22 protein-coding genes, 1 tRNA gene and 1 riboswitch are annotated in these 24,938 nt (G+C 59.6%); of the genes, 10 read left to right on the top strand and 13 right to left on the bottom strand.

Translation table 11 applies throughout. The features are described from left to right. Nucleotides 1-3 precede the first annotated feature (3 nt). Nucleotides 4-1,365, bottom strand: a complete 1,362-nt coding sequence (gene trkA / locus GT748_RS05615) for a Trk system potassium transporter TrkA (RefSeq protein WP_021660952.1) — start codon at nt 1,363-1,365, stop codon at nt 4-6. Between the two features lie 261 nt (nt 1,366-1,626). On the opposite strand from trkA, the gene GT748_RS05610 reads away from it, so the two are divergent. Beyond that, entirely contained in the window at nt 1,627-1,917 is a 291-nt protein-coding gene (locus tag GT748_RS05610; protein WP_021660950.1) for a hypothetical protein, read from the top strand. Nucleotides 1,918-2,813: 896 nt separating this feature from the next. On the opposite strand, the gene GT748_RS05605 is transcribed toward GT748_RS05610, so the two are convergent. Then, the gene (locus GT748_RS05605) at nt 2,814-3,278 is read right to left on the bottom strand and encodes a hypothetical protein (RefSeq protein WP_021660949.1); all 465 of its coding nucleotides are present in this window, start codon (nt 3,276-3,278) and stop codon (nt 2,814-2,816) included. Between the two features lie 365 nt (nt 3,279-3,643). Between GT748_RS05605 and GT748_RS05600 the strand changes: the two genes are divergently transcribed. Further along, nucleotides 3,644-3,904, top strand: coding sequence for a zinc ribbon domain-containing protein (locus GT748_RS05600; protein WP_044993217.1), 261 nt, complete (start codon nt 3,644-3,646; stop codon nt 3,902-3,904). 59 nt (nt 3,905-3,963) lie between these two features. Here GT748_RS05600 and GT748_RS05595 read toward each other — a convergent pair whose 3' ends face one another. From GT748_RS05595 to GT748_RS05575, 5 genes are all read right to left on the bottom strand, one after another. After that, nucleotides 3,964-5,076, bottom strand: a complete 1,113-nt coding sequence (locus GT748_RS05595; RefSeq protein WP_073261081.1) for an ECF transporter S component — start codon at nt 5,074-5,076, stop codon at nt 3,964-3,966. Continuing rightward, the gene (locus GT748_RS05590; protein WP_021657864.1) at nt 4,995-6,701 is read right to left on the bottom strand and encodes an ABC transporter ATP-binding protein; all 1,707 of its coding nucleotides are present in this window, start codon (nt 6,699-6,701) and stop codon (nt 4,995-4,997) included. The genes GT748_RS05595 and GT748_RS05590 overlap by 82 nt, the downstream gene beginning before the upstream one ends. Further along, nucleotides 6,674-7,573 carry an energy-coupling factor transporter transmembrane component T gene (locus tag GT748_RS05585; protein ID WP_021657865.1) on the bottom strand — a complete coding sequence of 300 codons (900 nt, stop codon included), beginning with the start codon at nt 7,571-7,573 and terminating at the stop codon, nt 6,674-6,676. Before GT748_RS05585 ends, GT748_RS05590 begins: the two co-directional genes overlap by 28 nt. Then, on the bottom strand, nt 7,570-8,910 hold the full coding sequence (locus GT748_RS05580; RefSeq protein ID WP_073261083.1) for a DUF4430 domain-containing protein: 1,341 nt from the start codon (nt 8,908-8,910) through the stop codon (nt 7,570-7,572). Before GT748_RS05580 ends, GT748_RS05585 begins: the two co-directional genes overlap by 4 nt. A gap of 94 nt (nt 8,911-9,004) precedes the next feature. Continuing rightward, nucleotides 9,005-11,449 (bottom strand): hypothetical protein, encoded by a 2,445-nt coding sequence (locus GT748_RS05575; RefSeq protein WP_021657867.1) that lies wholly within the window; start codon nt 11,447-11,449, stop codon nt 9,005-9,007. A gap of 146 nt (nt 11,450-11,595) precedes the next feature. After that, a riboswitch (cobalamin riboswitch) is annotated at nt 11,596-11,797 on the bottom strand. A 174-nt stretch (nt 11,798-11,971) separates the two neighbouring features. Between GT748_RS05575 and GT748_RS05570 the strand changes: the two genes are divergently transcribed. Further along, nucleotides 11,972-12,343 carry an iron chaperone gene (locus tag GT748_RS05570; RefSeq protein WP_044991680.1) on the top strand — a complete coding sequence of 124 codons (372 nt, stop codon included), beginning with the start codon at nt 11,972-11,974 and terminating at the stop codon, nt 12,341-12,343. Between the two features lie 198 nt (nt 12,344-12,541). Here the strand turns inward: GT748_RS05570 and GT748_RS05565 are convergent. Then, nucleotides 12,542-12,615: transfer RNA gene (locus GT748_RS05565), tRNA-Gly, on the bottom strand. 184 nt (nt 12,616-12,799) lie between these two features. Here GT748_RS05565 and GT748_RS05560 point away from each other — a divergent pair. Next, on the top strand, nt 12,800-13,240 hold the full coding sequence (locus GT748_RS05560) for an EamA family transporter (protein ID WP_021657870.1): 441 nt from the start codon (nt 12,800-12,802) through the stop codon (nt 13,238-13,240). A gap of 696 nt (nt 13,241-13,936) precedes the next feature. On the opposite strand, the gene GT748_RS05555 is transcribed toward GT748_RS05560, so the two are convergent. The 3 genes from GT748_RS05555 to GT748_RS05545 form a co-directional block, all read right to left on the bottom strand. Then, nucleotides 13,937-14,602, bottom strand: a complete 666-nt coding sequence (locus GT748_RS05555; protein ID WP_021657873.1) for a manganese catalase family protein — start codon at nt 14,600-14,602, stop codon at nt 13,937-13,939. A gap of 92 nt (nt 14,603-14,694) precedes the next feature. Beyond that, on the bottom strand, nt 14,695-15,981 hold the full coding sequence (gene eno / locus GT748_RS05550) for a phosphopyruvate hydratase (protein ID WP_021657874.1): 1,287 nt from the start codon (nt 15,979-15,981) through the stop codon (nt 14,695-14,697). Beyond that, nucleotides 15,974-17,179, bottom strand: coding sequence for an amidohydrolase (locus GT748_RS05545; protein ID WP_021657875.1), 1,206 nt, complete (start codon nt 17,177-17,179; stop codon nt 15,974-15,976). The genes eno and GT748_RS05545 overlap by 8 nt, the downstream gene beginning before the upstream one ends. A 145-nt stretch (nt 17,180-17,324) precedes the next feature. On the opposite strand from GT748_RS05545, the gene GT748_RS15735 reads away from it, so the two are divergent. Then, on the top strand, nt 17,325-17,453 hold the full coding sequence (locus GT748_RS15735; protein ID WP_021657876.1) for a hypothetical protein: 129 nt from the start codon (nt 17,325-17,327) through the stop codon (nt 17,451-17,453). Between the two features lie 147 nt (nt 17,454-17,600). On the opposite strand, the gene GT748_RS15460 is transcribed toward GT748_RS15735, so the two are convergent. After that, complete coding sequence (locus GT748_RS15460; protein WP_368034021.1) at nt 17,601-18,872, bottom strand: LysM peptidoglycan-binding domain-containing protein; 1,272 nt, start codon at nt 18,870-18,872, stop codon at nt 17,601-17,603. A 9-nt stretch (nt 18,873-18,881) separates the two neighbouring features. Continuing rightward, a complete protein-coding gene (locus GT748_RS15725) occupies nt 18,882-19,016 on the bottom strand; it encodes a hypothetical protein (protein WP_279286051.1) in 135 nt (44 codons plus the stop codon). Between the two features lie 542 nt (nt 19,017-19,558). On the opposite strand from GT748_RS15725, the gene GT748_RS05535 reads away from it, so the two are divergent. From GT748_RS05535 to GT748_RS05515, 5 genes are read left to right on the top strand one after another with little or no spacing between them, the layout of a single operon-like run. Continuing rightward, the gene (locus tag GT748_RS05535; protein ID WP_083546615.1) at nt 19,559-20,377 is read left to right on the top strand and encodes a glycosyltransferase; all 819 of its coding nucleotides are present in this window, start codon (nt 19,559-19,561) and stop codon (nt 20,375-20,377) included. A 34-nt stretch (nt 20,378-20,411) separates the two neighbouring features. After that, nucleotides 20,412-21,425 carry a polysaccharide biosynthesis protein gene (locus tag GT748_RS05530; RefSeq protein ID WP_044991773.1) on the top strand — a complete coding sequence of 338 codons (1,014 nt, stop codon included), beginning with the start codon at nt 20,412-20,414 and terminating at the stop codon, nt 21,423-21,425. A gap of 31 nt (nt 21,426-21,456) precedes the next feature. Continuing rightward, on the top strand, nt 21,457-22,872 hold the full coding sequence (locus GT748_RS05525) for a lipopolysaccharide biosynthesis protein (protein WP_021657881.1): 1,416 nt from the start codon (nt 21,457-21,459) through the stop codon (nt 22,870-22,872). 20 nt (nt 22,873-22,892) lie between these two features. Beyond that, nucleotides 22,893-23,759, top strand: coding sequence for a sugar nucleotide-binding protein (locus tag GT748_RS05520; protein ID WP_021657882.1), 867 nt, complete (start codon nt 22,893-22,895; stop codon nt 23,757-23,759). Nucleotides 23,760-23,792: 33 nt separating this feature from the next. Continuing rightward, the gene (locus GT748_RS05515; RefSeq protein ID WP_021657883.1) at nt 23,793-24,938 is read left to right on the top strand and encodes a polysaccharide pyruvyl transferase family protein; all 1,146 of its coding nucleotides are present in this window, start codon (nt 23,793-23,795) and stop codon (nt 24,936-24,938) included.

Here is a 24,938-nt window from a genome sequence, read left to right as displayed (position 1 = left end):
CGCCTATCCCGCGAAGATGTCGCCCAGGTCCCGGATGGTCTGCTCGGCGGTGGTGACGACGATGACGGTGTCGCCCAGGCGGATGCAGTCGGAGCCCTGGGGGATGATGGTCTTTCCCCCGCGAAGGATGCAGGAGAGGAGGATGTTGGGTTTGATGGGCACCTGGGTCAGGGGCTCGTCCAGATGGCGGGTGGCGGAGGTGGCCACGAACTCCAGCGCCTCCGCCTTCCCCTCGACGATGTAGTGCAGGGTCTGCACCGCACCGCCGGTGGTGTTTTCCATGGCGCGCACATAGCGGACAATGTCGGTGCAGCAGAGGTCTTTGGGGCTGATGACCGTGTCGATGCCCAGGTCGGAGAAGGTGTCGACGTACTCGGCCCGGTTGATCTTGGTGATGCTCTTGGGGACCCCCACATGGGTGGCGTACATCGAGATGATGAGGTTTTCCTCGTCCATGTCGGTGAGGGTGACCACCGCGTCGGTGGAGGTGATCCCCTCGGCCCGCAGGATGTCCTGCCGGCTGCCGTCGGCGTTGATGATGGTGGCCTTGGGCAGCAGGGCGGCCAGCTCCTCGCAGCGGGTGATGTCCTGCTCGATGATCTTGACGGTGATGCCGCTGGAGAGGAGGCGGCGCGCCAGGTAGTAGGCGATGCGGCTGCCGCCGATGATGAGGGCGCTGCGGGTGCGCTCGGTGGTGAGACCCAGATTTTTTAGCAGGGTCACCAAGTCCTTGCTGTCGGCGGTGACCGAGATCTTGTCCCCCTCTTCGAGGGTGAAGGCGCCGGAGGGGATGTAGACCATCCCCCGCCGCTCGACGGCGCAGACGAGCACCTTGACCCGGATGAGTTTGTAGAGCTGGGAGAGGGGCTTGCCCCGCAGGGGGGAGTCGGCGCAGATCTTCAGCTCCACGATCTCCACCCGCCCCTTGGCGAAGCGGTCGCGCTTGAGGAAGGAGGGGAACTGGAGCAGGTGGTCGATCTCCCGGGCGGCGGCCATCTCGGGGTTGATGGTCATGGAGAGGCCCAGCTCGTCCTTGAGGAAGTTGAGCTGGCCAGCGTATTCGGGGCTGCGCACCCGGGCGATGGTGTGGACATTGGCCATCTTGTTGGCCACCATGCAGCACAGGAGGTTGATCTCGTCGCTGCTGGTGGCGGCGATGAGGAGATCGGCGGTGTCGATGCCCGCCTCCTCCAGCACCGACTTGCAGGCGCCGTTGCCCTGTACCACCATCACGTCATAGGTCTGTAAACTCTCTTCCAGCACCCGGGGATCGCGGTCGATGACCACCACGTCGTGCCCGGCGCGGGACAGGCGGGCGGTGAGGGCCAGACCGACCTTGCCGTCGCCGACAATGACGATTTTCATTTCAACACCTCTCATCTTTCGTGAAAAGAAAAGAATTTTGTCGCGATGGGTATATCTTAACACATTATTAACAATAAGGCGAATGAAATTAACGAAATCTTTATATAAATCCCGCCCTGATTTTTTGGCGAAAAGGGAGAAAAACAGGGGGACAGGTCGGGGAGGAGAGCTACCGGGGGCGGCAAAAATCTGCTATACTGTCTGACAGGAGATCGCGGGGGACGGCTGGCCTGTCCCCTGGAACAAGGGAGGAAATGAGCGGTGGAAGAGCGGGTGTTGGAAGTCCCCAACCTGGACTACTTTGAGAGCGGAAACGACTATGTGGGCAGCCACAGGGGGTTTAACTACCGGATCTGGCCCCAGGAGGGACAGCTGCTCGCGGAGGTCTGGTACGGGTACTTTTGCCGGGCCAAGAGCGCAGTGGAGGGCGAGCAGTCCTTTCTCCTTGACGAGGAGGGGCGCACCGCCCTGGAGGGTTGGCTGAAAGAGGCCGACGCCGCCTTTGCGGAGAAAAAAGAGGCGGGGGAACTGGAAGAGAAGCTGCGCATCTAAAAGAAGGGCCGTCTGCGGACGGCTTGAAAAGAGAAAAAGAGCGGGTCGCCGGCAATTGTGTCGGTGACCCGCCCTTTTTGTGTGGGAGGGAGAGGGGCCTGCCCCAGATAGGGGGTGGGGGAGGCCCCTTTTCTTGTTGGTTTCCTCTGCCGGCGATAGAGGGGAAAAGGGGAAACCGGCTTTTTCCGGGGAGGCGAAAGCTGGCCCTGTCTGCTCCATGGGGGAAAAGGGAAGGGGACATAGGGACAGGGGGGGGGTGCTCGGTGGGTCGGGGGAAGTGGGGAGAGACGGCGCGGCCTTTTCTCCGGAGCTCGCGGCGAGGGAGGAAGAGACTACACCGTCTTTTTTCCAGGGTCTGCGTCGGGGCGGCCAAGGGAAGAGGCAGCACAGCCTTCCTCTCGGGACTTGCATTAAGAGAGGTCAGAGAGGTGGGCGCAGCCTTCTCCTCAGGACCTGTGCCAGGGGGGCTAGAGGAGAGCTGGGGGGACCTTTCTCCGGGGTCTGCGCTGTAGGAGGACGAGGAAAAAGGTGGGTGTGGTCTTTCTCTCGAGGCCTGCGATGGGGGAAGCCAGGGGGAGAGATAGATGCGGCCTTCCCCTCGAGGCCTGCGTTGGGAGAGGCAGGGGAGAGGTGGGTGCGGCCCTTCTTCCGGAGTCTGTGCCAGGAGGGGCCGGGGAAAGAGATAGCGCGGTCTTCCCCTCAGGACTTGCGTCGGGAGGAGCGGGGGGAGAACTGGGTGCGGCCCTTCTTCCGAAGTCTGCGTCAGGAGGAACGGGGGGAGAACTGGGTGCAGCCCTTCTTCCGGATTCTGCGCCAGGAGGGACCGGGGAAAGAGATGGCGCGGCCTTCCCCCCGAGGCCCGCCTGGGAGAGGGAGCTCTTCGGCAGAGCTCTCCTTTAATGGAGGTTGGGGGCGGCGGCGAGGATGGCCTCTTTCCACTGCGCCTGCTTGGGCAGGGTGAGTTTTAGCACCCCGCCGTCCGCCGCGACGACCACAAGCGCTTTTTGCAGCAGGCCGAGCTTGCCGTCCCGTACAGCCTGGATCTCCTCCAGCGGGATGGAGACGGCGCCGTACCGGCCGGTCATCTTGTTGACAGCGGCGGCGGTGAGCCCGGTCCTCAGATTGAATCCCTCCAGCTTTTCGGGGATCGCCAGCAGCCGCCGGTCGGTGAGATAGATGGACGCGCTTGTGCTCATCTTCCCGAAAAACTGCTTGTCCTCGGTCGTAAAGGTACCCGGCGCTTCCAGCAGCTTTTTCTCCCCTTCGCCGCCCGCGAGGCGGGTGCCGCAGCGGGGGCAGCAGTCCGCCCCGTCCGGCGTCTGTTCGGCAAAGCCGCAGAGGGGACATTTGATCTCTGACATAGGGTGTAGACCTCCTTTTTTTCTGTGCCGGTGCCGCCGAGAGGGGCCCGTTCGGCCGCGTGCCGGCAGATGCCCCCAAAAGAGGGGCGTATTGGCATGATTTGAGTATAGCACGGATGGGGAAGCGCCACAATGGTCCCCCTGGCGGCGGGTCGGGTGGAGGAGGGCCTGGCCGTCCCGTGCAGTCTTGACGACGGTCCGGCCTTTGCCCCCGCCGGGCAGTACCCCGTCCCCGGCAAAGAGGGGAGCGGCGGCAAAAGAAAAAAGGAATGGCCTTTTGATAGTGGACAGACTGCTGTCAGCTTTTTTGCGGTAGGATGGGGGCAGCAAAGGGGAAGACCCCCTTGGAGAGAGGAGCGTATCAAATGAGCGAAGCGTACTGCCAATCCTGCGGGATGCCATTGGGCGAAGGCGGGGAGATGAGGGGGAGCGAGGCCGACGGCAGCCCCAGCCGCGACTACTGCAAATACTGCTACGAAAAGGGCCGGTTTCTGGCCGACTGCACCATGGAGGAGATGATCGACTTCTGCGTCCCCCTCATGGCCCAGTCGGGGATGGACGCCGGCCAGGCCAGGAGGCAGATGGAGGCGGTCTTCCCCCAACTGAAGCGCTGGAAGCGGGATTGAGACAAAAAAGGGGGGCCCCGGGACAGGCAGTCTGTCCCGGGGCTCCCCTTTTTGCCGGTTTAGCGGTAGAAGCCGTACTTGACCTTGATGCGCTCCAACTTTTGGATGAGGGAGGGGCCGAAGAGGAAGAGGAAGAGGGCGGTCCCCGCCCCGTGGAGGGCGTCGTAGGGGACGCCGGAGAGGTAGAGGAGCCCCAGGGAGGGGAGGGTGAGCCCCATGCCCGAGGCGGGGAGGGCGCTGGCCATCACCAGGGCGGCGGCGTTCATGATCCCCCCGTAGACAATGAAGGTGGTGAGAAAGCCGAAGGAGGCGAGGGTCAATCCGTCCAGCGGCAGCCGCCTGCGCTGGATGACCAGCCCGCAGAGGAGCCCCAGGGCGCCGAAGGCGTAGAGCCGCCAGCCGAGAAAGCCGCCCCCGCCGTCCCAGCGGTCCGCCAGGAGGGCCAGGGGAACGGCCAGCCCCAGGCAGAGGAGGGCGGCGAGGAGGGGGAGGGTGTCCCCCGCCCGCTGCCACTGCCAAACGCCCAGGCCGAGGGCGGCGGCAACGGTGGTGAGGGCGGCCGCCAGCAGCGCCAGGCGGCCCCCGGCGGGGGCCCCTGTGCCCAGCAGGTGGACCGCCAGGGCCGCCGCCACCGAGAGGAGGGTGCAGACCACCGGCCCCTGCACCAGCTGGAATTGGCGGGAGTTGGTGCGGTTGGCGGCGGCGCGGTTGAAGACCAACCCCGCCAGAAAGCCCAGCAGCCCCCAGCAAAACATCTGCCAGGGGGTCCAGGGCCCCTGCATGGAAAAGAGGTTGGCGCAGAGCCGGGCCAGGGCCCCGGTGAGAAACCCCGCCTCGGGCCCGAAGGCGATGCCGGCGATGATGACCAGGGCGGTGCCCGGCTGCAGGGGCCCCGCCAGATAGCCCAGCAGGTTGCCGCAGACGGCCAGGGCCGCCATCATGGCGATCATCACGATCTCCCGCGCCTTGGGCCGCCGCTTTTCGTAGACGAGGAAGAAGGGCAGGGAGGTGTAAAAGACGATCAGCAGGCTGACCAGGAGATAGCGCTGGTCGTCCAGCAACGCCACCCCCGCGAAGATGGTGAGGGGGATCAGCAGAAAGATGATGGCGGCGGAGAGGAGGGTGCGCCGCTTTCTGGCCCGGAGCTGTTGGCGGTCAAATTCATTGCGCACAGTGTGATCACATCCTGACAGGTGACGGCCTCTGCAAACAGGTGGCGGGACATCCGGTTGGCGGAGGTGGTGTAAAAGCTGTTGCCGCCGAAGAAGCGGCGGGGCGGGTCCTGCGAGGCGATGCAGCCGTCGAAGAAGAGGGCGCAGGTGTCCCCGTATTCGGCGCAGAACTCGATGTCGTGGGAGACCATGAAGAGGGTGAGCCCCCGGGCCAGCAGAGACTTGAGCAGCTTGGCCAGAGAGGCCTTGAAGAAGGGGTCGAGGCCCTTGGTGGGCTCGTCCAGCAGCAGGATCTGGGGCTGGCGCAGGAGGATCTTGCCCAGGGCCAGCCGCTGCTGTTCCCCCCCGCTCAGGTCGTAGGGGTGGGCGGCGCGCCGGTCGGTCAACTCCAGCAGGGCGAGCATCTCCTCCACCCCCTCCCGGCGGGCGCGGTCGGTGCCGGGGAGGTCCGCCAGGGCGTCGAAGAGCTCCTCCTCGGCGCTCAGCTCGGTGAAGAGGGCCTGGGGGTTTTGGGGCAGCACCCCCAGGGCCAGCCCGTCGGCCACCTTTACCCGGCCGCGGTTTGGCTTGAGCAGCCCGGCGATCAGTTTGAGGGCGGTGCTCTTGCCCGCCCCGTTGCCCCCCAGCAGGCAGTACCACTCCCCCCGGCGCACCGTCAGGGAGAGCCCCCGCACCACCTCGTCCTCCCCCCGCCGGTAGCGAAACCAGACGTTTTCCAGGGTGAGGGCGGGCTCCGCCGGGGGCGGGGGGGCGGTGTCCCCCTCCGGCAGGGCGGGCCGGGAGACCCCCTGGGGAAAGAGACCGTCCAGCCAGAGCCGCCCCTCCCGCACGGTGACGGGGCAGGGGCCCTGGGGCTGCACCCCGGCGCAGATGCGCACCGCCGCCGGCAGGCCCAGGTACATGGGGTGTGCCTGCCCGGCCCGGCTCAACTGGGCGCTGACGGCCTGGGGGGTGTCGAAGGCGGCGATGCGGCCCCCCTCCATCACCATCACCCGGTCGGCCAGGGGAAATGCCTCCTCCAGCCGGTGCTCGGAGAGGAAGACGGTGGTGCCCAGCTCCCGGTTGATTTTGGCGAGGGTGGCGAGAAACTCCGAGGCGGCGATGGGGTCGAGCTGGGAGGTGGGCTCGTCGAGCACCAGCACCTGCGGCTGCATGGCCATGACCGCCGCCAGGTTCAGCAGCTGCTTTTGCCCGCCGGAGAGGGCGTAGACGTCCCGGTGGAACCAGTCCTGAATGCCGAAAAAGCTGGCCATCTCCGCCACCCGGCGGCGGATCTCGGGGGTGGGCAGCCCCAGGTTTTCCAGCCCGAAGGCCAGTTCGTGCCACACCTTGTCGGTCACCAGCTGGGCGTCGGGGTCTTGCTGCACAAAGCCGATGGCGCAGGCGGCGGTGCGGGGGTCGAGCCGGTCGATGGGGGTGCCGCGGTAGAGGACCTCCCCCCGGCGGTCGCCGTAGGGGGTCATGCTGGCCTTGAGGTGGCGCAGCAGGGTGGATTTGCCGCAGCCCGAGCGGCCGCAGAGGACGGTGAAGGAGGCGGCAGAGAGGGAGAAGCTGACCTCCCGCAGGGCGTCCTCCTCCCGGTCGGGATAGCAAAAGCTCAATCGCTCACAGCGGATCTCTTCCATTGGCGCTCTCCTTTCCAGTTGATCAGGGGGGGCAGCAACAGCAGCGCCCCGTAGGCGGCGGCAGAACAGACAAAGAGGGGGCTTGCGGGGGGAAAGACGATCTTGGGGTAGAAGGCCACCTCCCAGGCGCCGCTGAAGATGCCGGTGCAGGCCGCGGCAAAGAGCCCCCCGATCAGCCCCAGCAGGGCGCCGTCTTGCCGGGTGAAGCGGAAGGTGTGAAAGCTGGTGCGGCCCTTGAGGCCGTAGCCGCGGGCCTCCATCGAGTCGGAGGTGGCGATGGCCGCCTCCAGCGACCAGGAGAGGAGGATGGACAGCTCCCGCCCAAAGACCCGCAGCCGGGACAGGGGGCCGCCCTGTCCCCCTCTGCCCAGGCAGCGCTGCCCCATGGACACCTCCCCAAACCGGGCTTTGAGCAGGGGGACAAAGCGGAGACAGATGGAGAGGGTGAGGGAGAGGGCGGGGGAGACCCGGCCGAAGAGGTAGACCACCTTGTCGGAACGAAAGAGGGGCCCCATGCAGGAAAACCAGAGGAGGATGCCCCCCATCAACACGCCGGTGGCCAGCCCGTAGAGAAAGGCCTCGGCGGTCATGGGGTTGTCGGCCAGGTAGAAGAGGACGGTGGCCCCCCGGTGGTTGAAGAGGGGGTTGATCAGCGCCGTCAGCACCACCGCCGGCAGGAGGAAGAGGAGGGCCAGCCGCAGGGCGGCCGCCCCCCGCTGCAAGAGGGCGTAGAGGAGGGCCGAGCAGAAGGTCAGCCCCAACAGCAGCGGGTGGAGGGAGAAGACCGAGGCGACCACCAGGGCGGCAAAGTAGGCAAAGGTGACCAGGGGGTGGCAGCGGGCAAAGCCGCCCTCCCGCGGGGGGGCCCTCATCTGCCCCCCACGTCCTTGCCGAAGTCGCAGGTGTAGCACCAGACCAGGGTGTCCCCGTCCTTGAGCGGGTACTGGCTGCACCCGTAGTTGGGGAAGGTGCCGTTCACCTTGTACATCCACCCGCTGCCGCTGCCCACCTGTTTTTCGTAGAGGTGGCCGATCCCCTCGATATAGGCGCTGCCGTAGCCCGACTGGCTCTGAAATTCCATCTGGATGCGGTGGCTGCGGGTCACCCGCTTGAGCACCTCAAAGGCGCTCTCCCCCTCCTGGATCTCCACCTTGGTGGGGGGGAGGATGATCCCGTTTTGGGGGATGTAGGGGCGGAGGTTGTCGTCCACCTGGTCGAGTTTGTCCAGCAGGGTGGTGCAGACGATGGAGACGGTGACGGTGGAGGTCTGGGGGGCGCTGCTCCCCCCGGACGGAGCGCCCTGCGACGAGCCGGCGGAACTGCCGGCGCTGCTGGGGTCCGACGGGCCGGCGGGGGCGGAGGAGCTGCCGCCCGCGGGGGTGGTCGAGGGGACGGAGGGGGCTTCGGGCTGCTCCCCCTCCCCGCTGGGCTGGTCGGGAGCCTCCTCCCCCGCCGCGGGGAGGAGGACCCAGCTCCCCCCTTCCCCCAGGGAGAAGGAGAGGTTCCCCTCCTCCGCCTGCACCGGGCCGGCGTATTCCAGCGCGCCGCCGGTGTAGCGGTAGAGGGCGGCGTAGGCCGTCTCCCCCTCTGTTTTCAGGGAGAGGTCGGCCTGCACCGGCAGGGCCCCGTTGTGGCAGAAGGCGAGGGTGAGGGCAAAGGCGGGGTCCTCTTTCCCCTGCGCTGCCAGCAGTTGGGCGATCTCATCGCCCTCCGACCCGCCGGCGACCACCTGCAGGTTGACGGGGGCCGCCTCCCCCAGCTGGTCGCAGGGGAGGGACCAGGTCAGTTCCCCCGCCCCCTCGACGGAGAGGGTGCGGGTCAGGGGCGCGCCGCTCTCGGCGGCGGCCTGCAGCTCCTGCGGGGTCAGGCAGTTTTGGTTGGCGCCCTCGGCAAAGCGGGCCCCCTCCTCCGCCAGGGCCTGGGCGGCGGCCGCCCGCTCCTCCTCGGTGGCGCCGTCGCTCTGGGCCAGGGTCTGGGCGCTATTCAGCGCGCGGCGCAGGGCGCCCAGGGCGTTCCAGGAGTATTCGCCGGCGGCGTTCCCCTCCTGGGCGCCGTCGAGAAGGGCCTGGGCGGCCTCGATCTGCGCCCCCAGTTCCCCGCCGCGTTCGGCCGGTTCGATGGTGGTCAGTTTGAAGATCCCCGCCGCGGCGAGGAGGGCAAAAATGCCCACAACGGCCCACAGGCGGGCCTTTTTTTTCCAGGTGCTCATCGGCATCTCCCTCTTGGTTGGTCGGTGCGCGCAAAGGGCGACCGGCGACGGGGCCGGTCGCCCTTTTCAGCGGGTGGGTGCGAACAGTAGACGGTCAGGCCCGGCGGCGCTTGCAGGCGAGGGCCAGCGAAAGGGCGGCCAGCGCGGCGGCCAGCAGGGCTGCCGGGGCAGAGGCGTCGGCGGTGTTGGCGCTGGCGTCGCCGCCCGTCTCAGAGCTGGGTCCATCCAGCAGGGCGGCGGCCTGCTGAGCCACCTCGTCGGCCAGCCGGCCGTTTTGCAGGTACTTCAAGTCCCCTTCCAGGATGCCGTCGCGGTACCCCTGGATCTCTCGGGCAATCGCCAGCAGCTGGGCGGCGTTTTCGGCGGTGACGGGGATGGGCTGTCCGTCTTTCATCAACAACTGGGCGGTCATCAGGTTGACCAGGTCCACCTTGGCCGGGCTCAGGTACTGCTCGATCTCGGAAATTTTGGCCAGGTCGGCGGGGAGCAGTCCCTCCAGCGCTCGGTCCAGCTCCTGGATGAGGGGGCGGCTCTCCAGGGTGATCTCCGCCCCGCCGAGTTTGTCGGCAATCAACTGGGCGGCAGCGGCCATCTGCTCCTCGATGGCGGCCACCCGGGCGCGGCTGTCGGCCAGCCGCTGCCGGTTGGCCAGTTTCTCCCGCTGGGCGTCGGGGAGGGCCTCATAGCGCGATTGCAGGCTGTCCACCGCGGCGCGGTCGCCGGAGGTGAGGGCGGAAAGGGCGGGCAGGGCGGCGATGTCCTCGTCCAGCTTCTGGACGATCGCCTCCTGGCGCAGGGTCTCGATGGCGGCCGCCGCCTTTTGCAGGGTGTCGGCGCCGGTAATCTGTGAGCGCTCCTGGGCGGAGAGGGCCTCGTAGGCCGAGAGCAGGGCGCTCACCTTGTCCGCGTCTTGCAGGGTGAGGGACGAGAGGTCGAGAGAGGCGATGCCCTGGTTGATGCGGGCGATGGGGTCGGCGGTGGAGAGGGCCAAGATCTCCTCCAACTTGCCGTGGTTTGTCACCTTGGCCTGTTCGGCGGCAGAGAGGGCGCGGTAGCGGCTCTCCACCCGCCGGGCCTCCGCCAGGTTGATATAGCGGTAGGAGTCGGCGTCGGGCAGCCGCTCGATCTGGCGCTGCACATCGGCGGCGGTGATGGCGGTGTCCCCCTTGTTGCCGTAGCAGTAGAGGTAGCTGGCGTCGTTGTACCAGACCAGCGAGCCGTTGGGGGCGATGGCGATGCTCTGGGTGCAGTACTGGCGGCGGCCGATGCCCGGGACCACCTCGACCTGGGGAGCGGTCTGGCCCTCCCTGTCTTTTAAGATGAAGAGGTTGTCGGAATTCTCGTTGGCCACAAAGTAGAGATAGACCTGGTTGCCGTTTTCGGCGCTGGCGTAGGCGGTGGTCAGGGCGGCGGAGCCGGCGCTGTTGACGGTGCCGGTCTGGTAGAGGGTGGTCATGGTGTTGACGTCGACGACAAAGACCGGCATCTGCGCGCCAAACCCCTGGCCGGCCAGGTAGAGCCGGTCGTTGTAGATGACCGGGGAGGACTGGGTGTCGCCCCCCGAGATGCCGGCCGTCCACTCCCGCAGGCTGGCCTGGTCCAACTTGCCGTCGGCGCGCAGTTTGTAGCTGCGCACCGCCGCCCCCGCCGTGGGGTGGCCGGAGGAGAGGTAGACGCGGCCATCCTTTTCATAGTAAAAGGGGGTGGAGCGGGCGTTGTAGCCGCTGGGCAGCGAGAAGGTGTCGGCCACCGCGCCGGTCTTGTAGTTGACCGACCAGACGGTGCTGGAGCCGGTATAGTTGGCGTCGGTGAAGACGGCGTAGTCCCCGGCAAAGGCCACGCCGTTTGTGTTGAAGCCGGCGTCGGAGGGGGAGGCGACGGTCCAGTTTGCGGCCTTGACCTCGGTGGTGCTGGCGGGATTTTCGTCGGCGGTGTCAAAGCAGGCGTAGACCCCGCCGGTGCGGTAGGAGCCGGTGAACACCCGCCCGTCGTGGCAGATGACCGGGCTCTGCATGGCCGAACCCGGCAGCTCCTGGGTGACGTAGAGCTGCTCGAGGGTCTCGGCGTCAAAGACGCGCAGGAAGTTTTTCTGCACCCCGGTGGCGTCGGCATCCAGGTTGTTGATCTCGCAGGGGACGAAGATTTTGCCGTCCCCCGCGCCCAGGATCATGGTGTACTGGTTGTGGGCCGCGCCGAAGACCGGGGCGCTGGCCACCTCTTTGCCGCTGTCCAGCTCGTACTTGCGCAGGCGCTGGAAACTGTAATTGTAGACGTAGTTCCCCAGGATGACCGGGGTGCCCGACGAGTCGGTCCAGGAGGTGGAGTCGCCGACTTGCTTCTCCCACTTGCGTTCGATCTCGCCGGCGGTGGTGGGGGTTTTGGCGTCGGAGACGCCTTTGAGCCCGTCGGTCCCTAAAAACTGGGGCCAGCCCAGTTCTGTCGACGGCTCTGCCGCCAGGGCGGGCAGGCTGCCGGAGGCGCAGAGGCAGAGCGCCAGCAGCGCCGCTGTCGCCCGCTTTTTTACAGAGATGTTTCCCATTTTCTTCTCTTCCTCTCGATGGTCGCGGGGATGGCAGCCGGGGGAGGACGACAAAAAAAGACCGTCGTCCGACGGCCTTTCGTGCAAAAAGGGCGGGCGCAGGGCGGCCCAGCCTGTTTTGGCACTTTTGTCCTCGGCCGGAACTACTCATACACCCTGTTGCGGCAGGTCTCCTGACTCGGATGTCTCCCTACTCTCCAACCCGCCTTCCCAGGCCCAGATGCCCAGTGGCGGCAGCGAAGCTGCCGTTGGATTTCGCCATCCTCACAGTAGCGGCGACTGTCACGGATTTTCACCGTGTTCCCTCTTGCTCGCCCCCGAGGGGCGACCACAACGAACCATTCTGTTTTTGATGAGACCACTATACCACGGCCCTGGCCCGCAAGTCAATTTGAAGGGGGACTTTGCCGGAGATGCGCGCCTGGAAAGTTTTGTTCCCGGCTGGACGGGCCATCTTGCCGCCGGCTGGATAACGGCGGGGCGGCTGTGAAAAATAAGGGGGAGGGAAAGGAGGGGGCGCGTTTGACCCCATTCACAGCCTATTTGGAGGGGCTCGAGACGGTGTGGCAGCGGGCGGTCCTCGGTGAGGTCCTGCGCTGGGTGGGGGAGAAGTTTCCCGATTTGACCCCTAAAATTGCCTGGAACCAGCCGATGTTCACCGACCACGGCACCTTTATCATCGGCTTTAGCGCCGCAAAGGCCCATCTGGCGGTGGCCCCGGAGAGGGCCGGGATCCTCCGCTTCTCCGGCGCGATCGAACGGGCGGGGTACCGCCACAGCAAGGAGCTCATCCGCATCCCCTGGGGGCAGGCGGTGGACTTTGCGCTGCTGGAAGAGATCATCCGCTTCAACGTAGAGGACAAGCGGGACTGCGCCGCGTTTTGGCGGGGGTAAAGCCGCTCGCCGCGCCGATTCCCCTGCGGGGGCAGAGAGGCGGGGGCCTGCACAGGGGAAAAAGAAAAAAACCGGCGCAAATCGCGCCGGGCGTTGCCGTCGGGGTCTATACCGTGAAAAGATGCCCGCCGCACACCTGCGAGAAACGGCAAAATAAAAAAATGAGCCCGAGCGCGAATGCGCCCAGGCTCAGACTGGTGGAGCAGGCGATGGGAATCGAACCCACAACCTCAGCTTGGGAAGCTGATGTTTTACCACTAAACTACGCCTGCACCTGTAAGTGCTTTACTATTATAGTACGGCTTGCCCCCAAACGTCAAGCCCCGGGCGAGAAATTGCAAAAAAATTCCCCTTTCCCGCCCCTTCGACAGGGCGGGGGGCAGCTGTGGGAAAAAGGGCGTTGTGCGCGGGCGGAAAAGGTGCTATTTTAGAGGGGAGAAAGAGGGGGATCGAGCGATGAAAGAGGCAAAGGGGGAGAAGCGGGTGTGGATTTTGTATGCGGTGTTGTCGGCGGTGTTTGCCGCCCTCACCTCGATTTTGGCCAAGGTGGGCATTGAGAAGATCGACTCCAACCTGGCCACCGCCATCCGCACGGCGGTGGTGTTGGTGATGGCCTGGGGGATCGTCTTTCTCACCGGCGCCCAGGCGGGGCTGCGGCAGATCGGCGGGCGCAGCATGGTCTTTTTGGTGCTGTCGGGGCTGGCCACCGGGGCCTCCTGGCTGTTTTACTACAAGGCCATCCAGATGGGGGAGGTCTCCCGGGTGGTGCCCATCGACAAGTTCAGCGTGGTCATCACTATGGTGCTGGCCTTCGTCTTTTTGCACGAGAAGATCACCCTGAAGACCGCCCTGGGCGGGGTGCTGATCACCGCGGGGACCTTTGTCATGATCTTGTGACCCGGCCTCGGCCGGGAGAGCGGTCGGGCCGCCCCTGACAAAGGCGGGCAAAAGGCGGGAGAGGAGCGACGCGGCTCCCTCCCGCCTTTCTCTGTGCCCTGCGGGCGTGTGGGGGCGGCGCGCCGCGGCCGGGGAAGGGGGAAAACGCCCCCCTTTTACAAGGCGGGCGCACGGTGCGGTTGCCTTTTTGCCGGCAAGCAGTGTTGCCGGCCTTTCCCCAGGGGCGGAGAAACCGCCGCCCACAAGGGGCTTGCCGTTGTCCAAAGGCGGACCGGATCCTTTCGAGCTCCCCCTCGGCCTCCCCCCGTTTTCCGCGCAGACGCGATCTGTGACGGGGGCCTTTCCCCATGGGGGGCTGGTGTCGGGGCATAGGTGCTGTTGCCGCCGGCATGGCGGTCCGGCCCGTCTGGGACGCGGACGGTGTTTTGCGGATCGCGTTTGGGGCATCTCCGCCCATTTTTCGCTTTTTTGTCCCCCCTATCCCCACAGGATGGGACGGAGCGGGGGAAAATGCGGGGAGAAAGGGAAAACACCTTCTGAACGCCTGCCTGTTTGTCCCGTTTTGTGCTTCCATGCGCTGTTGGAGAGGCGGCTGCCGGTCGGCGGGAAAAGGGAAAGCGGCACCGCCAAAGCGATGCCGCTTTCCGACAGGGGGGAGATTTTCCTGTGGGCTGCCCTCGCCCCCCTTTGCGGGGACTAGATGTTGAAGCTGGGCGGCTGCTTTTTGGCCGGGTCAAAGGACTGACCGCCGGGATAGGACAGGTCAAAGTAGATGCGGGAGTCCACTGTGGTGCCCCACTCCTTCTGGCTGCCGGTGTCCTGAATGCGGTTGAAGGCCTCGCGGAACATGGTGTTGTGGGCCTCCTCCCGGTTGAGGAGGAAGTCGATGGTGTCCCGCACCCCCTTGTCGTCGATTTGGCGGTAGAGGTACTGGTAGACCACCTTGGCCCGCTGCTCGGCGGCGATGTCCGAGAGGATGTCGGCTGCCAGGTCGCCGGTCTCGTTGACGTAGGCGGCCGTCCAGAGATAGCCGGAGGCGTTGGCCAGCATGGGGGTCAACCCGGTGAGGACGTGGGCCTCCACGTTCCCCACGGTGGCGTGGGCGGCGTCCAGGTCATGGCCGTTGAGCAGGTTGACCGCGGTGGCCACCATCTCCATGTGGCAGAGCTCCTCGGCGGCCACGTCCAAAAACAGGTCCTTGATTTCCGGGTCCTTGATGCGCATGCTCTGGGACAGGTACTGCAGGGCGGCCTTCAGCTCGCCCTGGGGCCCGCCCAACTGCTCCTGCAGCATGGCGGCGTAGTTGGGGTTGGGCCTGTCCACCTTTACTTCGTGAAGCAACTTTTTGTCGTGTTTGAACAACGTTTCTTCCTCCTTTGGCGCCAGGGGCGCAGCTTTTTTAATGGGGGGACGGTCCGCTCTGCCGGCCCCCCCACCGGTATAGAGAGGGGCGCTTACCGGCCCAGGCGGCCAAGGGTCGCCCGGCGGCCCAGCTCCTCTTCAATGGCGAGCAGGCGGTTGTACTTGCAGACCCGCTCGCTGCGGGCGGGGGCGCCGGTCTTGATCTGCCCGGCCGAGAGCCCCACGGCGAGGTCGGCGATCGAGGTGTCCTCGGTCTCGCCACTGCGGTGGGAGAGGATGGCCCGGTAGCCGTTTTGGCGGGCCAGGGACACCGTCTCCGCCGTCTCGCTGAGGGTGCCGATCTGGTTGGGCTTGACCAGCACCGCGTTGGCGGCTCCCACCTCGATGCCCTGGCGCAGCCGGGCGGGGTTGGTGACAAAGAGGTCGTCCCCCACGATCTGCACCCGGCCGCCCAGGCGGGCGGTGAGGGCGGCAAAACCGGCGAAGTCGTTCTCCCCCAGCGGGTCCTCCAGGGAGACGATGGGCCAGCGCCCGCAGAGGCCGCACCAGTACTCGGCCAGCTCTCCGGGGGTGAAGGGCTGGCCCCGCTTGGGCAGCCGGTACCCATCGCCCTGGCTCCACTCGCTGGCCGCCGCGTCCAGGGCGATGGACAGGTCCTGCCCCGGGCGGTAGCCGGCGGCCTCGATGGCCTGGCAGAGCAGGGCGAGGGCCTCCTCGTCCCCCGGCAGGTCGGGGGCAAAGCCCCCTTCGTCCCCCACGGCGGTGGAGAGGCCCCGCTCCCGCAGCAGGCGGCCCAGGCTGTGGTAGACCGCGACGCCCATCTCCATGGCCTGGGAAAACCGCTTTGCCCCCACCGGCACGATCATGAATTCCTGTACGTCCAGGTTGTTGCCGGCGTGGGCGCCGCCGTTTAGGATGTTCATCATCGGCAGCGGCAGGGTGCAGGCGGCCGCCCCGCCCAGCCAGCGGTAGAGGGGCAGCTCCCGCGCGGCAGCGGCGGCCTTGGCGCTGGCCAGGGAGAGGGCCAAAATGGCGTTGGCCCCCAGGCGGGACTTTGACTCGGTGCCGTCGGCGTCGAGCATGGCCCGGTCCACCGCCAACTGGTCGTCGGCGTCCAGGCCGGTGAGGGCCTGGGCCAGCGCCCCCTTGACATGGGAGACGGCCCGGGTCACCCCTTTGCCGCCAAAGGGCTCTCCGCCGTCCCGCAGCTCCCGCGCCTCAAAGGCCCCGGTGGAGGCGCCGGAGGGAACCATCGCCTCCCCTGTCGCGCCGCAGCGCAGCCGCACCTGGGCGGCGACGGTGGGGTTGGCCCGGGAGTCAAAGACCTGCCGGCCGCTCACCCCGCAGATGGCGGTGGGAAAACACGCTTTTTCATCCATTTTTTCGTCCTCCTTGTGTCGTGTCCTGGCGCTCCTGCCGGTGGTCGTAGAGCACTTCGCCCCCGATGAGGGTGTAGAGGGTCTCGGTGAACACCTCCATGGGGTTGCCGGAGAAGACGGCGATGTCGGCGTCCTTCCCCGGCTCCAGGGTGCCTAGCCGGTCGTCCACCCCGCAGATGGCGGCGGCGTCGCAGGTGATGGCCCGCAGGGCCCGCATGACGCCCAGCCCCTCCCGGGCGGCAATCCCCGCATAGATGGGCAGGTACTGGAGAAGGGAGACCGGGTGATCGGTGGTGATGGCCACCGTCACCCCCTCGTCGGCCAGGAGCCCCGCGGTCTTGAAATCGGCGTACTGCACCTCCACCTTGTTGCGCGAGGCGATGGAGGGCCCGACGATGGCGGGGAAGCCCGACGCTTTGACCTGCCGGGCGATCAGGTGGCCCTCGGTGCAGTGGTCCAGGGTGAGGCGGAGGCCGAACTCCCGCGCGATGCGGATGGCGGTGAGGATGTCGTCGGCCCGGTGCGCGTGGGCCTTGAGGGGGATCTCCCGGCGGAGCACCGGCAGCCAGCACTCCTTGCGAAAATCCTCATCAAACCCGTCGCCGCTTTTTTGGGCGGCCTCCTTTTTGGCCAGGTAGGCCCGGGCGGCGGTGAGCTCTTCCCGCAGCATCCCGGCAATGCTCATGCGGGTGGCGGGCATCTTGCTCTGGCCGCTGTAGTTGGTTTTGGGGTTCTCGCCGAAGGCGACCTTCATGGCCGCCGGGGCCAACACCACCATCTCGTCCACACTGCGGCCGTCGGTCTTTAAAAAGGCGAACTGTCCCCCCACCACATTGGAGCTGCCCGGGCCGATCATGGCGCCGGTGATGCCCGCCCGCACGGCGTTGTGAAAGGCCGCGTCCATGGGGTTGATGGCATCGACGGCCCGCAGGTAGGGGGTGATGGGGTCGGTGGTCTCGTTGCAGTCGTCCCCCTGCAGCCCGGTCTTCTCCTCGCTGATGCCCAGGTGGCAGTGGGCCTCGATGATGCCCGGCAGGACCCAGCCGCCGCCGGCGTCCAGCACGGTGGCCCCCGCCCGCTCTTTGGCGGTGCAGTGGGTGTCCACCCGCAAAATTTTGCCCTCCTCAATAAGGACACAGCCGTTTTCAATGGGGTCTTCGCACATGGGGAAGACCCGCCCATTTTCAATGATCAGCACGCTCTCGCCGCCCTTCGAGTGATTCCTTGTTTTGGCAGTATTAGCATGGCTTTTTCCCCCTCTTTTATGCGGTGGCGGCTGCATAAAAAGGCGGCGAGGGGCGGATACTAACAGCGTACTTTTGAGTGGAAAGGGGGGTCAATTCATGTACGAGCAGAACCAGCAGAACCAGCAGAGCCAGCAGCAGAAAAAGCAGCAGCAGAACCAGCAGAATCAGCAGCAGAAAAAGCAGCAGCAGAATCAGCAGAACCAGCGTCAGAACAACAACGACTAGTTGCCTGACGATTTGAGGGCCGGAGCCTTGAACCGCTTTTTTGTGAGGGCGGCTCAGGGCTCTGACTATTTTTTCCTCCTTTTAAAAAAGAAAAGGGGTATGTAGGGGGGCGGCGTTTCGCCCCCCTATCGCCTGTTCTTCTGCGCCTCAGTTGAGCTTGAGCACCTGTCCGGGGTAGATGAGACGGGGATTTTGCAGCTCGTTGATCCCGGCGAGGCGGTTGACGGTGGTGCCCAAGCGGGTGGCAATGGCCCAGAGGGTGTCCCCCCGCTGTACGGTGTAGGTGATGGCCCCGCCGCTGGCGGCGCTCGCCTGGCCCGCGGAGATCCGCAGCACCTGCCCGGGGTAGATGCGGTTGGGGTTTTGGATGCCGTTTTCGCTGGCAATGGCCGAGACGGTGGTGTCAAAGCGACGGGCGATGGCCCAGAGGGTGTCCCCCCGGCGCACGGTGTAGGTGGCGGCGGACACGGAGGAGCGGTCGACCGCCGCGCCGGAAGAGGCGGCCCCGACCCGCAGCACCTGCCCGGGGTAGATGCGGCTGGGGTTTTGGATGCCATTTTCGCTGGCAATGGCCGAGACGGTGGTGCCGAAGCGACGGGCGATGGCCCAGAGGGTGTCCCCTCGGCGCACAGTGTAGGTGATGGGCCCACCGGAGGCGCCGACGGTGCCGCTGCCGGCGTGGCCGGGCAGGCGCAGCACCTGCCCGGGATAGATGAGGTTGGGGTTTTGAATGCCGTTGAGGGAGACCAGTCTCCCCATGGTGGTGCCGAAGCGGCGGGCAATGGCCCAGAGGGTGTCCCCCCACCGCACGGTGTAGCTGCCGCCGTCGGGCACCGGTGTGGGGGCGGTGACGGTGGGCAGAGGGTCGCTGTCGCTGCGCAGCAGGGCCTGGGTGAAGCGGTCTAGGTCCACCCGGCCGGGGATGCCGGGCACCTGGCCGTCGTCGGCGTACTGCCAGCCGGCCCAGTAGGTCCAGACGTTCCCGGCGTTGGGCCGGTCGACCCCGTACTCGGCGACCCACAGCGGGTAGGAGGCAAAGCGGCTGTCGAAGACGTCCCGGGCGTTGGAGGCGTCGGCATAGATGGCGCAGGGCTTGCCGGTGACCGCTTCCAGCTCCTCCAGGAAGGCCAGACCGACGGCGCCGATCTCCTCCCGGCTCAGGGAGCCAAAGGCCTCAAAGTCCATGGCCAGCAGGCAGTCCGGCTGGGTGCCCCCGGCCAGCGAGGCGAAGTAGCGGGCCTCCTGCCGGGCCTGGTCAGGGGTGCGGGCGGTCACATAGTGGTAGAGGCCCACCAGCAGCCCGGCGTCCTTGGCGCGGCGGTAGTTTTGCCGGTAGAGGGGGTCTTGGTAGTCGCCCCCCACCCCGGCGCGGATATAGACCATCTCGACGCCGGAGGCGCGGACGGCGTAAAAGTCGATGTCGCCTTGCTATTCGCTCACGTCAATGCCGCGGTATTCCCGGCCGGGGGCCGGGTCCAGGGCAAAAGCGGGCAGCGCGCAGCCCAGACAGAGCAGCGCGGCGAGCAGGGCGACAGCCCATTTGCGTAAAGGGCGGTCAAACACGATCGATCCCTCCCGTTTGGTGTAGATTTGAGGTGCGCGCTCGGCGCACACCACCAGTTTATGAGCGGGGGGAGGGGCGGGTGTTTTTGCAGTACAATCCGTTATACCTGATAAAGTTTTGAAATACATAGCTAAACGGTAAAAGAAAAAGAAAAAACTAATTTGAAGTGAGTCAATAGTACGGAAAAATATATCGTGGGCTATGTAGCAGTTGGGGCGAGCTCCTAAGATTAAATCGGCTGGAGAATATAGGAGGCTGCGTCGAGTTAAAGGCAGTAGGATTTTTTAGCGGATGTCCTGGGATAAAATAAATCCTGTTGGTTAGCAAAGTTCTGGATCGATTTACAGGCCAATCCTTATAAAAGTGGGTATGGGACTTTTATAGACAATAAGAAATAGTAATAGCTATATGATTTTTCATTAAAATCATCGTTGCTAGACAAATTTCGACAGAGGCAAATGCTTGATGCCAAGCGTGGTATCTATTGAAAAAAGAGGTTAAGTGTAGTACTATGATTAAAATATAAAAGTGGGGGAATATCGTGAGCTATTCAGTATTGATGACTGTATACAGAGGAGAAAAAGCTTCAAACTTAGATGCTGCGATACAAAGCATGCTTAAACAGTCTGTCCCAACGGATGATTTTGTTATTGTTTGTGATGGTGAATTGACAAAGGGGTTAGACAAGGTAATTGACAAATATGTAAAAATGTACCCAGAGACTTTTAATATCGTTCGATTCCCTAAGCGAGACAACTGGGCGGCTGTCTTAAATGACGGGCTCTTGCTATGCAAAAATGAACTGGTGGCCCGTATGGATAGTGATGATATTTCTTTAGAAATGCGTTGTGAAAAGCAGCTAGAATGGATGGATGAGTACCCCACTACTGCTGTTATCAGTGTAGGTATTGCAGAGTTTGGAAATGATGATCCTTCCAGCATTTTGTCTAGTAGAATCTTACCTACAAGAAAGCAAGGTCTTGTGCATTTTGCAAAATATAGGTGTCCCCTCAACCACGCAACAGTAATTTATAAAAAAAGTGCTGTACTTGAAGTAGGGGGGTATGAAAATTTTCCGCAATATGAAGATTATCAACTTTGGATGAAAATGGTAAAAAAAGGATATATTATAGACAATATACAAGAACCACTTTACTTAATGAGAGCTGGTGATGATTTATACAAACGAAGAGGGGGAAAGAAATACTTTGAAAACATGAAGAGTTTTAAAAGATGGATGAAAGATCAGGGCTTTTTGTCCGTATTTGAATATGCATATTTGCTTGCGGCGAATGGTCTCATTGTTTTGATGCCTAGTTCGTTTAGAAAATGGATTTATTGTCGCTTTTTGAGAAAGTGAAGAATATAGAAATTGGGGGATTACTAAAATGGGCATTTTTACAGGTAAGAAACTTCTCATCACCGGAGGAACGGGCAGTTTTGGAAATGCTGTACTTGATCGGTTTTTGAAAACTGATATTGGAGAAATACGCATCTTTTCTAGAGATGAAAAGAAACAAGATGATATGCGGAAAAAGTATAAAAGTGATAAAATCCAATTTCATATTGGCGACGTAAGAGATGTCCAGAGCTTGCGAAATGCAATTTATGGGGTGGATTATATCTTTCATGCCGCTGCGCTAAAACAGGTGCCGAGCTGTGAGTTTTATCCCTTAGAAGCTGTGAAAACAAATGTTTTAGGGACAGAAAATGTTTTGACAACTGCAATTCAAGAAGGAGTAAGAAATGTAGTTTGTCTATCTACTGATAAAGCAGCATATCCCATTAATGCGATGGGGATTTCCAAGGCTATGATGGAGAAAGTCATTGTCGCTAAAGGGAGAGCAGTGGGTGGGGGAAATACTGTCATATCCTGCACAAGATATGGCAATGTGATGTGTTCCAGAGGAAGTGTAATTCCACTTTTTGTTGAGCAGATTAAAAAAAATCTACCAATTACTATTACCGACCCTAAGATGACTCGCTTTTTGATGAGTCTTGATGAGGCAGTGGAGCTGGTTCTTTTTGCGTTTGAGAATGCAGAGCCGGCAGATATGTTTATACAGAAATCTCCAGCAAGTACAGTAGGAGATCTTGCAACAGCATTGTTGGAGTTATTCCATGCTCAAAATCCAATTAAGTTTATTGGAACAAGACATGGCGAGAAACTGTACGAGACTCTGTTAACGACTGAAGAAAAGATTCGAGCATGTGATATGGGAGATTACTACAGGGTCCCAATGGATGCGCGAAGCCTTAATTATGAAAAATATATCGAGGAAGGGGATACAAAGTTAGAGACTGTTGAACCCTATACTTCTCACAACACTAGGCTGCTTTCTGTAGAGGAAATCAAATCCAAACTGTTAGAGATCCCCTATATACAAGAAGAGTTGCGACAATTCTGAGAGATGGTAGATAAGGAAATAATGATACGTGATGCAATCGACAAATATAGTCTCTGACAAGAAAATCAATAGAATAACCATTCTCAACATTATAGGAACTCTTGCTTATCAGGGCATTAGTTTTTTGCTGACTCCAATTTTAACACGAGCTTTGGGGTCTTATGACTATGGCATTATTTCTATTTACAATACATGGGTGAACTTTTTGTATCCCATTATTGGCCTAAGCACAGCAATCGTTATCCCGCGAATAAAAATGTCTGTTCCTGAGGAAGAGCAGTCATCTTATATCAGCTCACTCGCGGGGCTTTCGACTATTTCGTTCGTGTTTTTTGGATGTTTAACGTTACTATTTTCCTCAATGATCTCAAGAATCATAGGATTAGAGCCCATTGTTTTAGTAATGTTGGTGATTCATGGATTTGGCTTAACCCTTGTTAAATTTATAGTTTCATTTTATATACAGTATCAGAAAACCCTAAAACAGTTTGCCTTTACAATAGTAGTTTCTTTTGCCACCTGTGTATCGACTTTACTTTTGCTTCGGTTTATTTCACGCCCTGAACAAAAATATTTATGTCAAATCATTGGGTTTGCAATTCCGTATTTTTTAGCAGGTCTATTAGCATTGCTTATTCTGCTTAGAAGAGGCAAAAAAATTGTTCGTTTAGATGTTTGGAAGATGGCTTTACCAATATGCTTGCCAATAATTTTTCATTCGACTTCTCAAATTGTTTTAGGACAAAGCGATAAAATCATGATACAAATGATGTTAGAAAATGGAGTCTCATTGGCTGGCATATATGGATTTGCGCACACCGTTACAAGTGGTGGGTCCATTTTATGGACGGCACTGAATAATGCGTGGTCTCCATACTATTTTGATTTGCTAAAAAAACAGCAGTTTGAAGTAATCGAAAAAAAAAGCAACCGCTATATGTTTTTGTTTACGTCTTTATATTGTGGATTTTACCTAATCATACCGGAATTCGTAAAAATAATGGGAGGAAGCGGTTTTTGGAGTAGTATTGATGTCATACCAATCCTCTATTTAAACGTTTATTTTATTTTCCTTTATTCCTTTGCCGTAAACTATAAAATAGTAACGGGCAATACAGTTTCCATTGCAATTAGCACAGTCGCTGCAACACTGTGTAATATCCTTTTGAATCTTATTTTGATTCCCTCCATAGGGATGATAGGTGCTGCACTGGCTTCCCTGATCTCCTATGGACTACTCTTCTTGTTCCATCATTTGTCACTTACTAAGTATTCTGGGTCTTATAATTATGCATTCAAATTTTATTTTGGGGGACTGGCACCAGTTTTATGTTGCACAGTTGTATTTTATCTCTGTAAAGAGCTTTGGTTTATCCGTTGGTTTATTGCGGCCATAATTGGGGTTTTGCTTCTGTTGAGAATCATAAAACAAAAATCTCTTTTTTAGTGATAATAGGAGGAATAAAGGTGAAGCGTATTTTGATCCTAGGATCCGGAGGCATGTTGGGGCATCTTGTTACATTGTTTTTTAAAGATAGAAAAAAGGATTATTCCACAGCAAATTTGTCTTATCCTAGGCAAACTTTTTCAGATAGCAGAGTAATGAATGTGCGAGAGGTGGACAGGCTAAAATCGTTTTTAGAGACGGAAAAATTTGATTATGTTATAAATTGTGTCGCTTTGCTAGTAAAAGACAGTGAGTTGAATCAAGCTGATGCGATTTGGATTAATAGCTATTTTCCGCATTGGTTGGAAGAAATCTGTACAACTATTGGGACGAAAGTAATACATGTCAGTACATTCGGAATATTTGATGGGTGCAACGGTCCCTTTGCTGAGCATTCTTCGCCGGTCAACCCTCTCTTTTATGCCAAAACAAAGATGTTGGGAGAACTTTCAAGTAGGGACAGTCTTACTGTTCGTTCCGACTTTTTTGGCCCGGATATGAATGTAAAAGGGAAAGGGTTGTTTAACTGGTTTTTCATGAGTAAAGGCGATATACACGGATATGTTAATGCTGGATTCTCTGGTGTAAGTTCACTGGAGTTTGCAAAGTTTTGCGATGCGGCCATGAAAAATGGTTGGAGTGGTTGCTATAATTTAGCTGCCCCCGAGTTTTCCTCTAAGTTTCAACTTTTAAGCCAGATAAAAGCAACTTTTGGTATAGATAAGGTTAGAATAGTACCAGATAATCGACCTTGTAATTCTTTCTGCTGCTTGAGTGAGCGCAAAGATATTAACTATATATCGGCTGATTATAAAACCATGTTAAATGAGTTGAAGTGTTTCATGTCTGAACACCGCACATTTTATGAGCATTATTATTTTATGTGAATCTTTAACAAACCGTAAGGATGGACAGGTATATTGAAATTTTTGTTTATTTCTGGGGCATACAAAAATGCTGGAGATTTTTTGATTGAAAAACGCTGCGAATATCTTTTTAGACAAATTGAACCAACTTGTGTGATTGAAAAGATCATGGGCAATGTTTCTCTCGATAATAAGCTGGAATATGTGAATAGTTTTGATTGGATTGTCATTCCGGGAGGACCTGGCTATATCTTTGATTACTATCCTTCCCATATAAAACTAACGAGCTGCTTAGATGACATTGAAGCCAAGATCATGGCAGTTGGATTGGGATGGTACGGAGCAGATACGACGCAACATACCATTTTAAACTATACCTTTTCTAAAGAGACTCAAAAGTTGCTTCTTCGCATAAGTAGCGATTGTGGCTTTTTGGGATGTCGAGACAATTATTCTGTGCAGGTATTGAGAAATAATGGTTTTGAAAAAGCGATTATGACAGGTTGTCCTGCTTGGTATGAGTTGGAAAAAATAAATGAAATTTCTCTGCGGAAAGACATAAATTTCAATTTTAAAAAGATATGTGTTTCTGATCCGGCCGAACTGTTTGAAAATGCAGAGCAATGTTTGAAGGTTGTCAGGTATCTTAGAAAAACATTTCCGTGCAGTGAGATTTGCTTTGTCTTTCATCGTGGTATCGAAAAAGATATGTATACAAACTCCTTTAATGCAAAAATTGCGCAAAGGCTTAAAAAGAGATTGTGTGCAATGGACAATATAACAGTTCATAATATTGCGTTCGGGGAGAACGGTTTTGCAGTTTATGACGATGCAGATTTGCACATCGGATATCGTGTACATGCACATATTTACAATTTAAGCAAGAGGAATGTATCTGTACTAATTGAAGAAGATGGTCGTGGAGCTGGAGTCAATGAGGCGCTCTCTCTGCCGAGACTTTTGGCTTATAAGGGAAAAGCTAGAGCACCTAAAAGTGTTTTTGAAAAGGCTTTTAGAAAAGGAGCAAAGGCGGTAGGGATTAATTTAATTCAAAAAAGCAATGTCTACTTAATCGATCAATTGGATGAGGTACTCAATAGCTTAAAAGAGGAAGAGTATTCTGCATATCCAATGGCATTTCGGCGGATGCAAAATTCATATAAAAGAATGGTAGATGTGATAGAAGGTGCTTTATATTAA

It is taken from the genome of Bittarella massiliensis (ex Durand et al. 2017) (genome assembly GCF_009876955.1).
Taxonomy (GTDB): Bacteria; Bacillota; Clostridia; order Oscillospirales; family Ruminococcaceae; genus Bittarella; species Bittarella massiliensis.
Note: the sequence above shows the minus strand (reverse complement) of the source record. Positions and strands in the feature narration are given on the sequence as shown.

Coding starts and splice junctions, on each gene's coding strand:
- trkA (WP_021660952.1), bottom strand. CDS start 1,365: ATGAAAATCGTCATTGTCGGCGACGGCAAGGTCGGTCTGGCCCTCACC.
- GT748_RS05605 (WP_021660949.1), bottom strand. CDS start 3,278: ATGTCAGAGATCAAATGTCCCCTCTGCGGCTTTGCCGAACAGACGCCG.
- GT748_RS05600 (WP_044993217.1), top strand. CDS start 3,644: ATGAGCGAAGCGTACTGCCAATCCTGCGGGATGCCATTGGGCGAAGGC.
- GT748_RS05590 (WP_021657864.1), bottom strand. CDS start 6,701: ATGGAAGAGATCCGCTGTGAGCGATTGAGCTTTTGCTATCCCGACCGG.
- GT748_RS05585 (WP_021657865.1), bottom strand. CDS start 7,573: ATGAGGGCCCCCCCGCGGGAGGGCGGCTTTGCCCGCTGCCACCCCCTG.
- GT748_RS05580 (WP_073261083.1), bottom strand. CDS start 8,910: ATGAGCACCTGGAAAAAAAAGGCCCGCCTGTGGGCCGTTGTGGGCATT.
- GT748_RS05575 (WP_021657867.1), bottom strand. CDS start 11,449: ATGGGAAACATCTCTGTAAAAAAGCGGGCGACAGCGGCGCTGCTGGCG.
- GT748_RS05560 (WP_021657870.1), top strand. CDS start 12,800: ATGAAAGAGGCAAAGGGGGAGAAGCGGGTGTGGATTTTGTATGCGGTG.
- eno (WP_021657874.1), bottom strand. CDS start 15,981: ATGGATGAAAAAGCGTGTTTTCCCACCGCCATCTGCGGGGTGAGCGGC.
- GT748_RS15735 (WP_021657876.1), top strand. CDS start 17,325: ATGTACGAGCAGAACCAGCAGAACCAGCAGAGCCAGCAGCAGAAAAAG.
- GT748_RS05525 (WP_021657881.1), top strand. CDS start 21,457: ATGCAATCGACAAATATAGTCTCTGACAAGAAAATCAATAGAATAACC.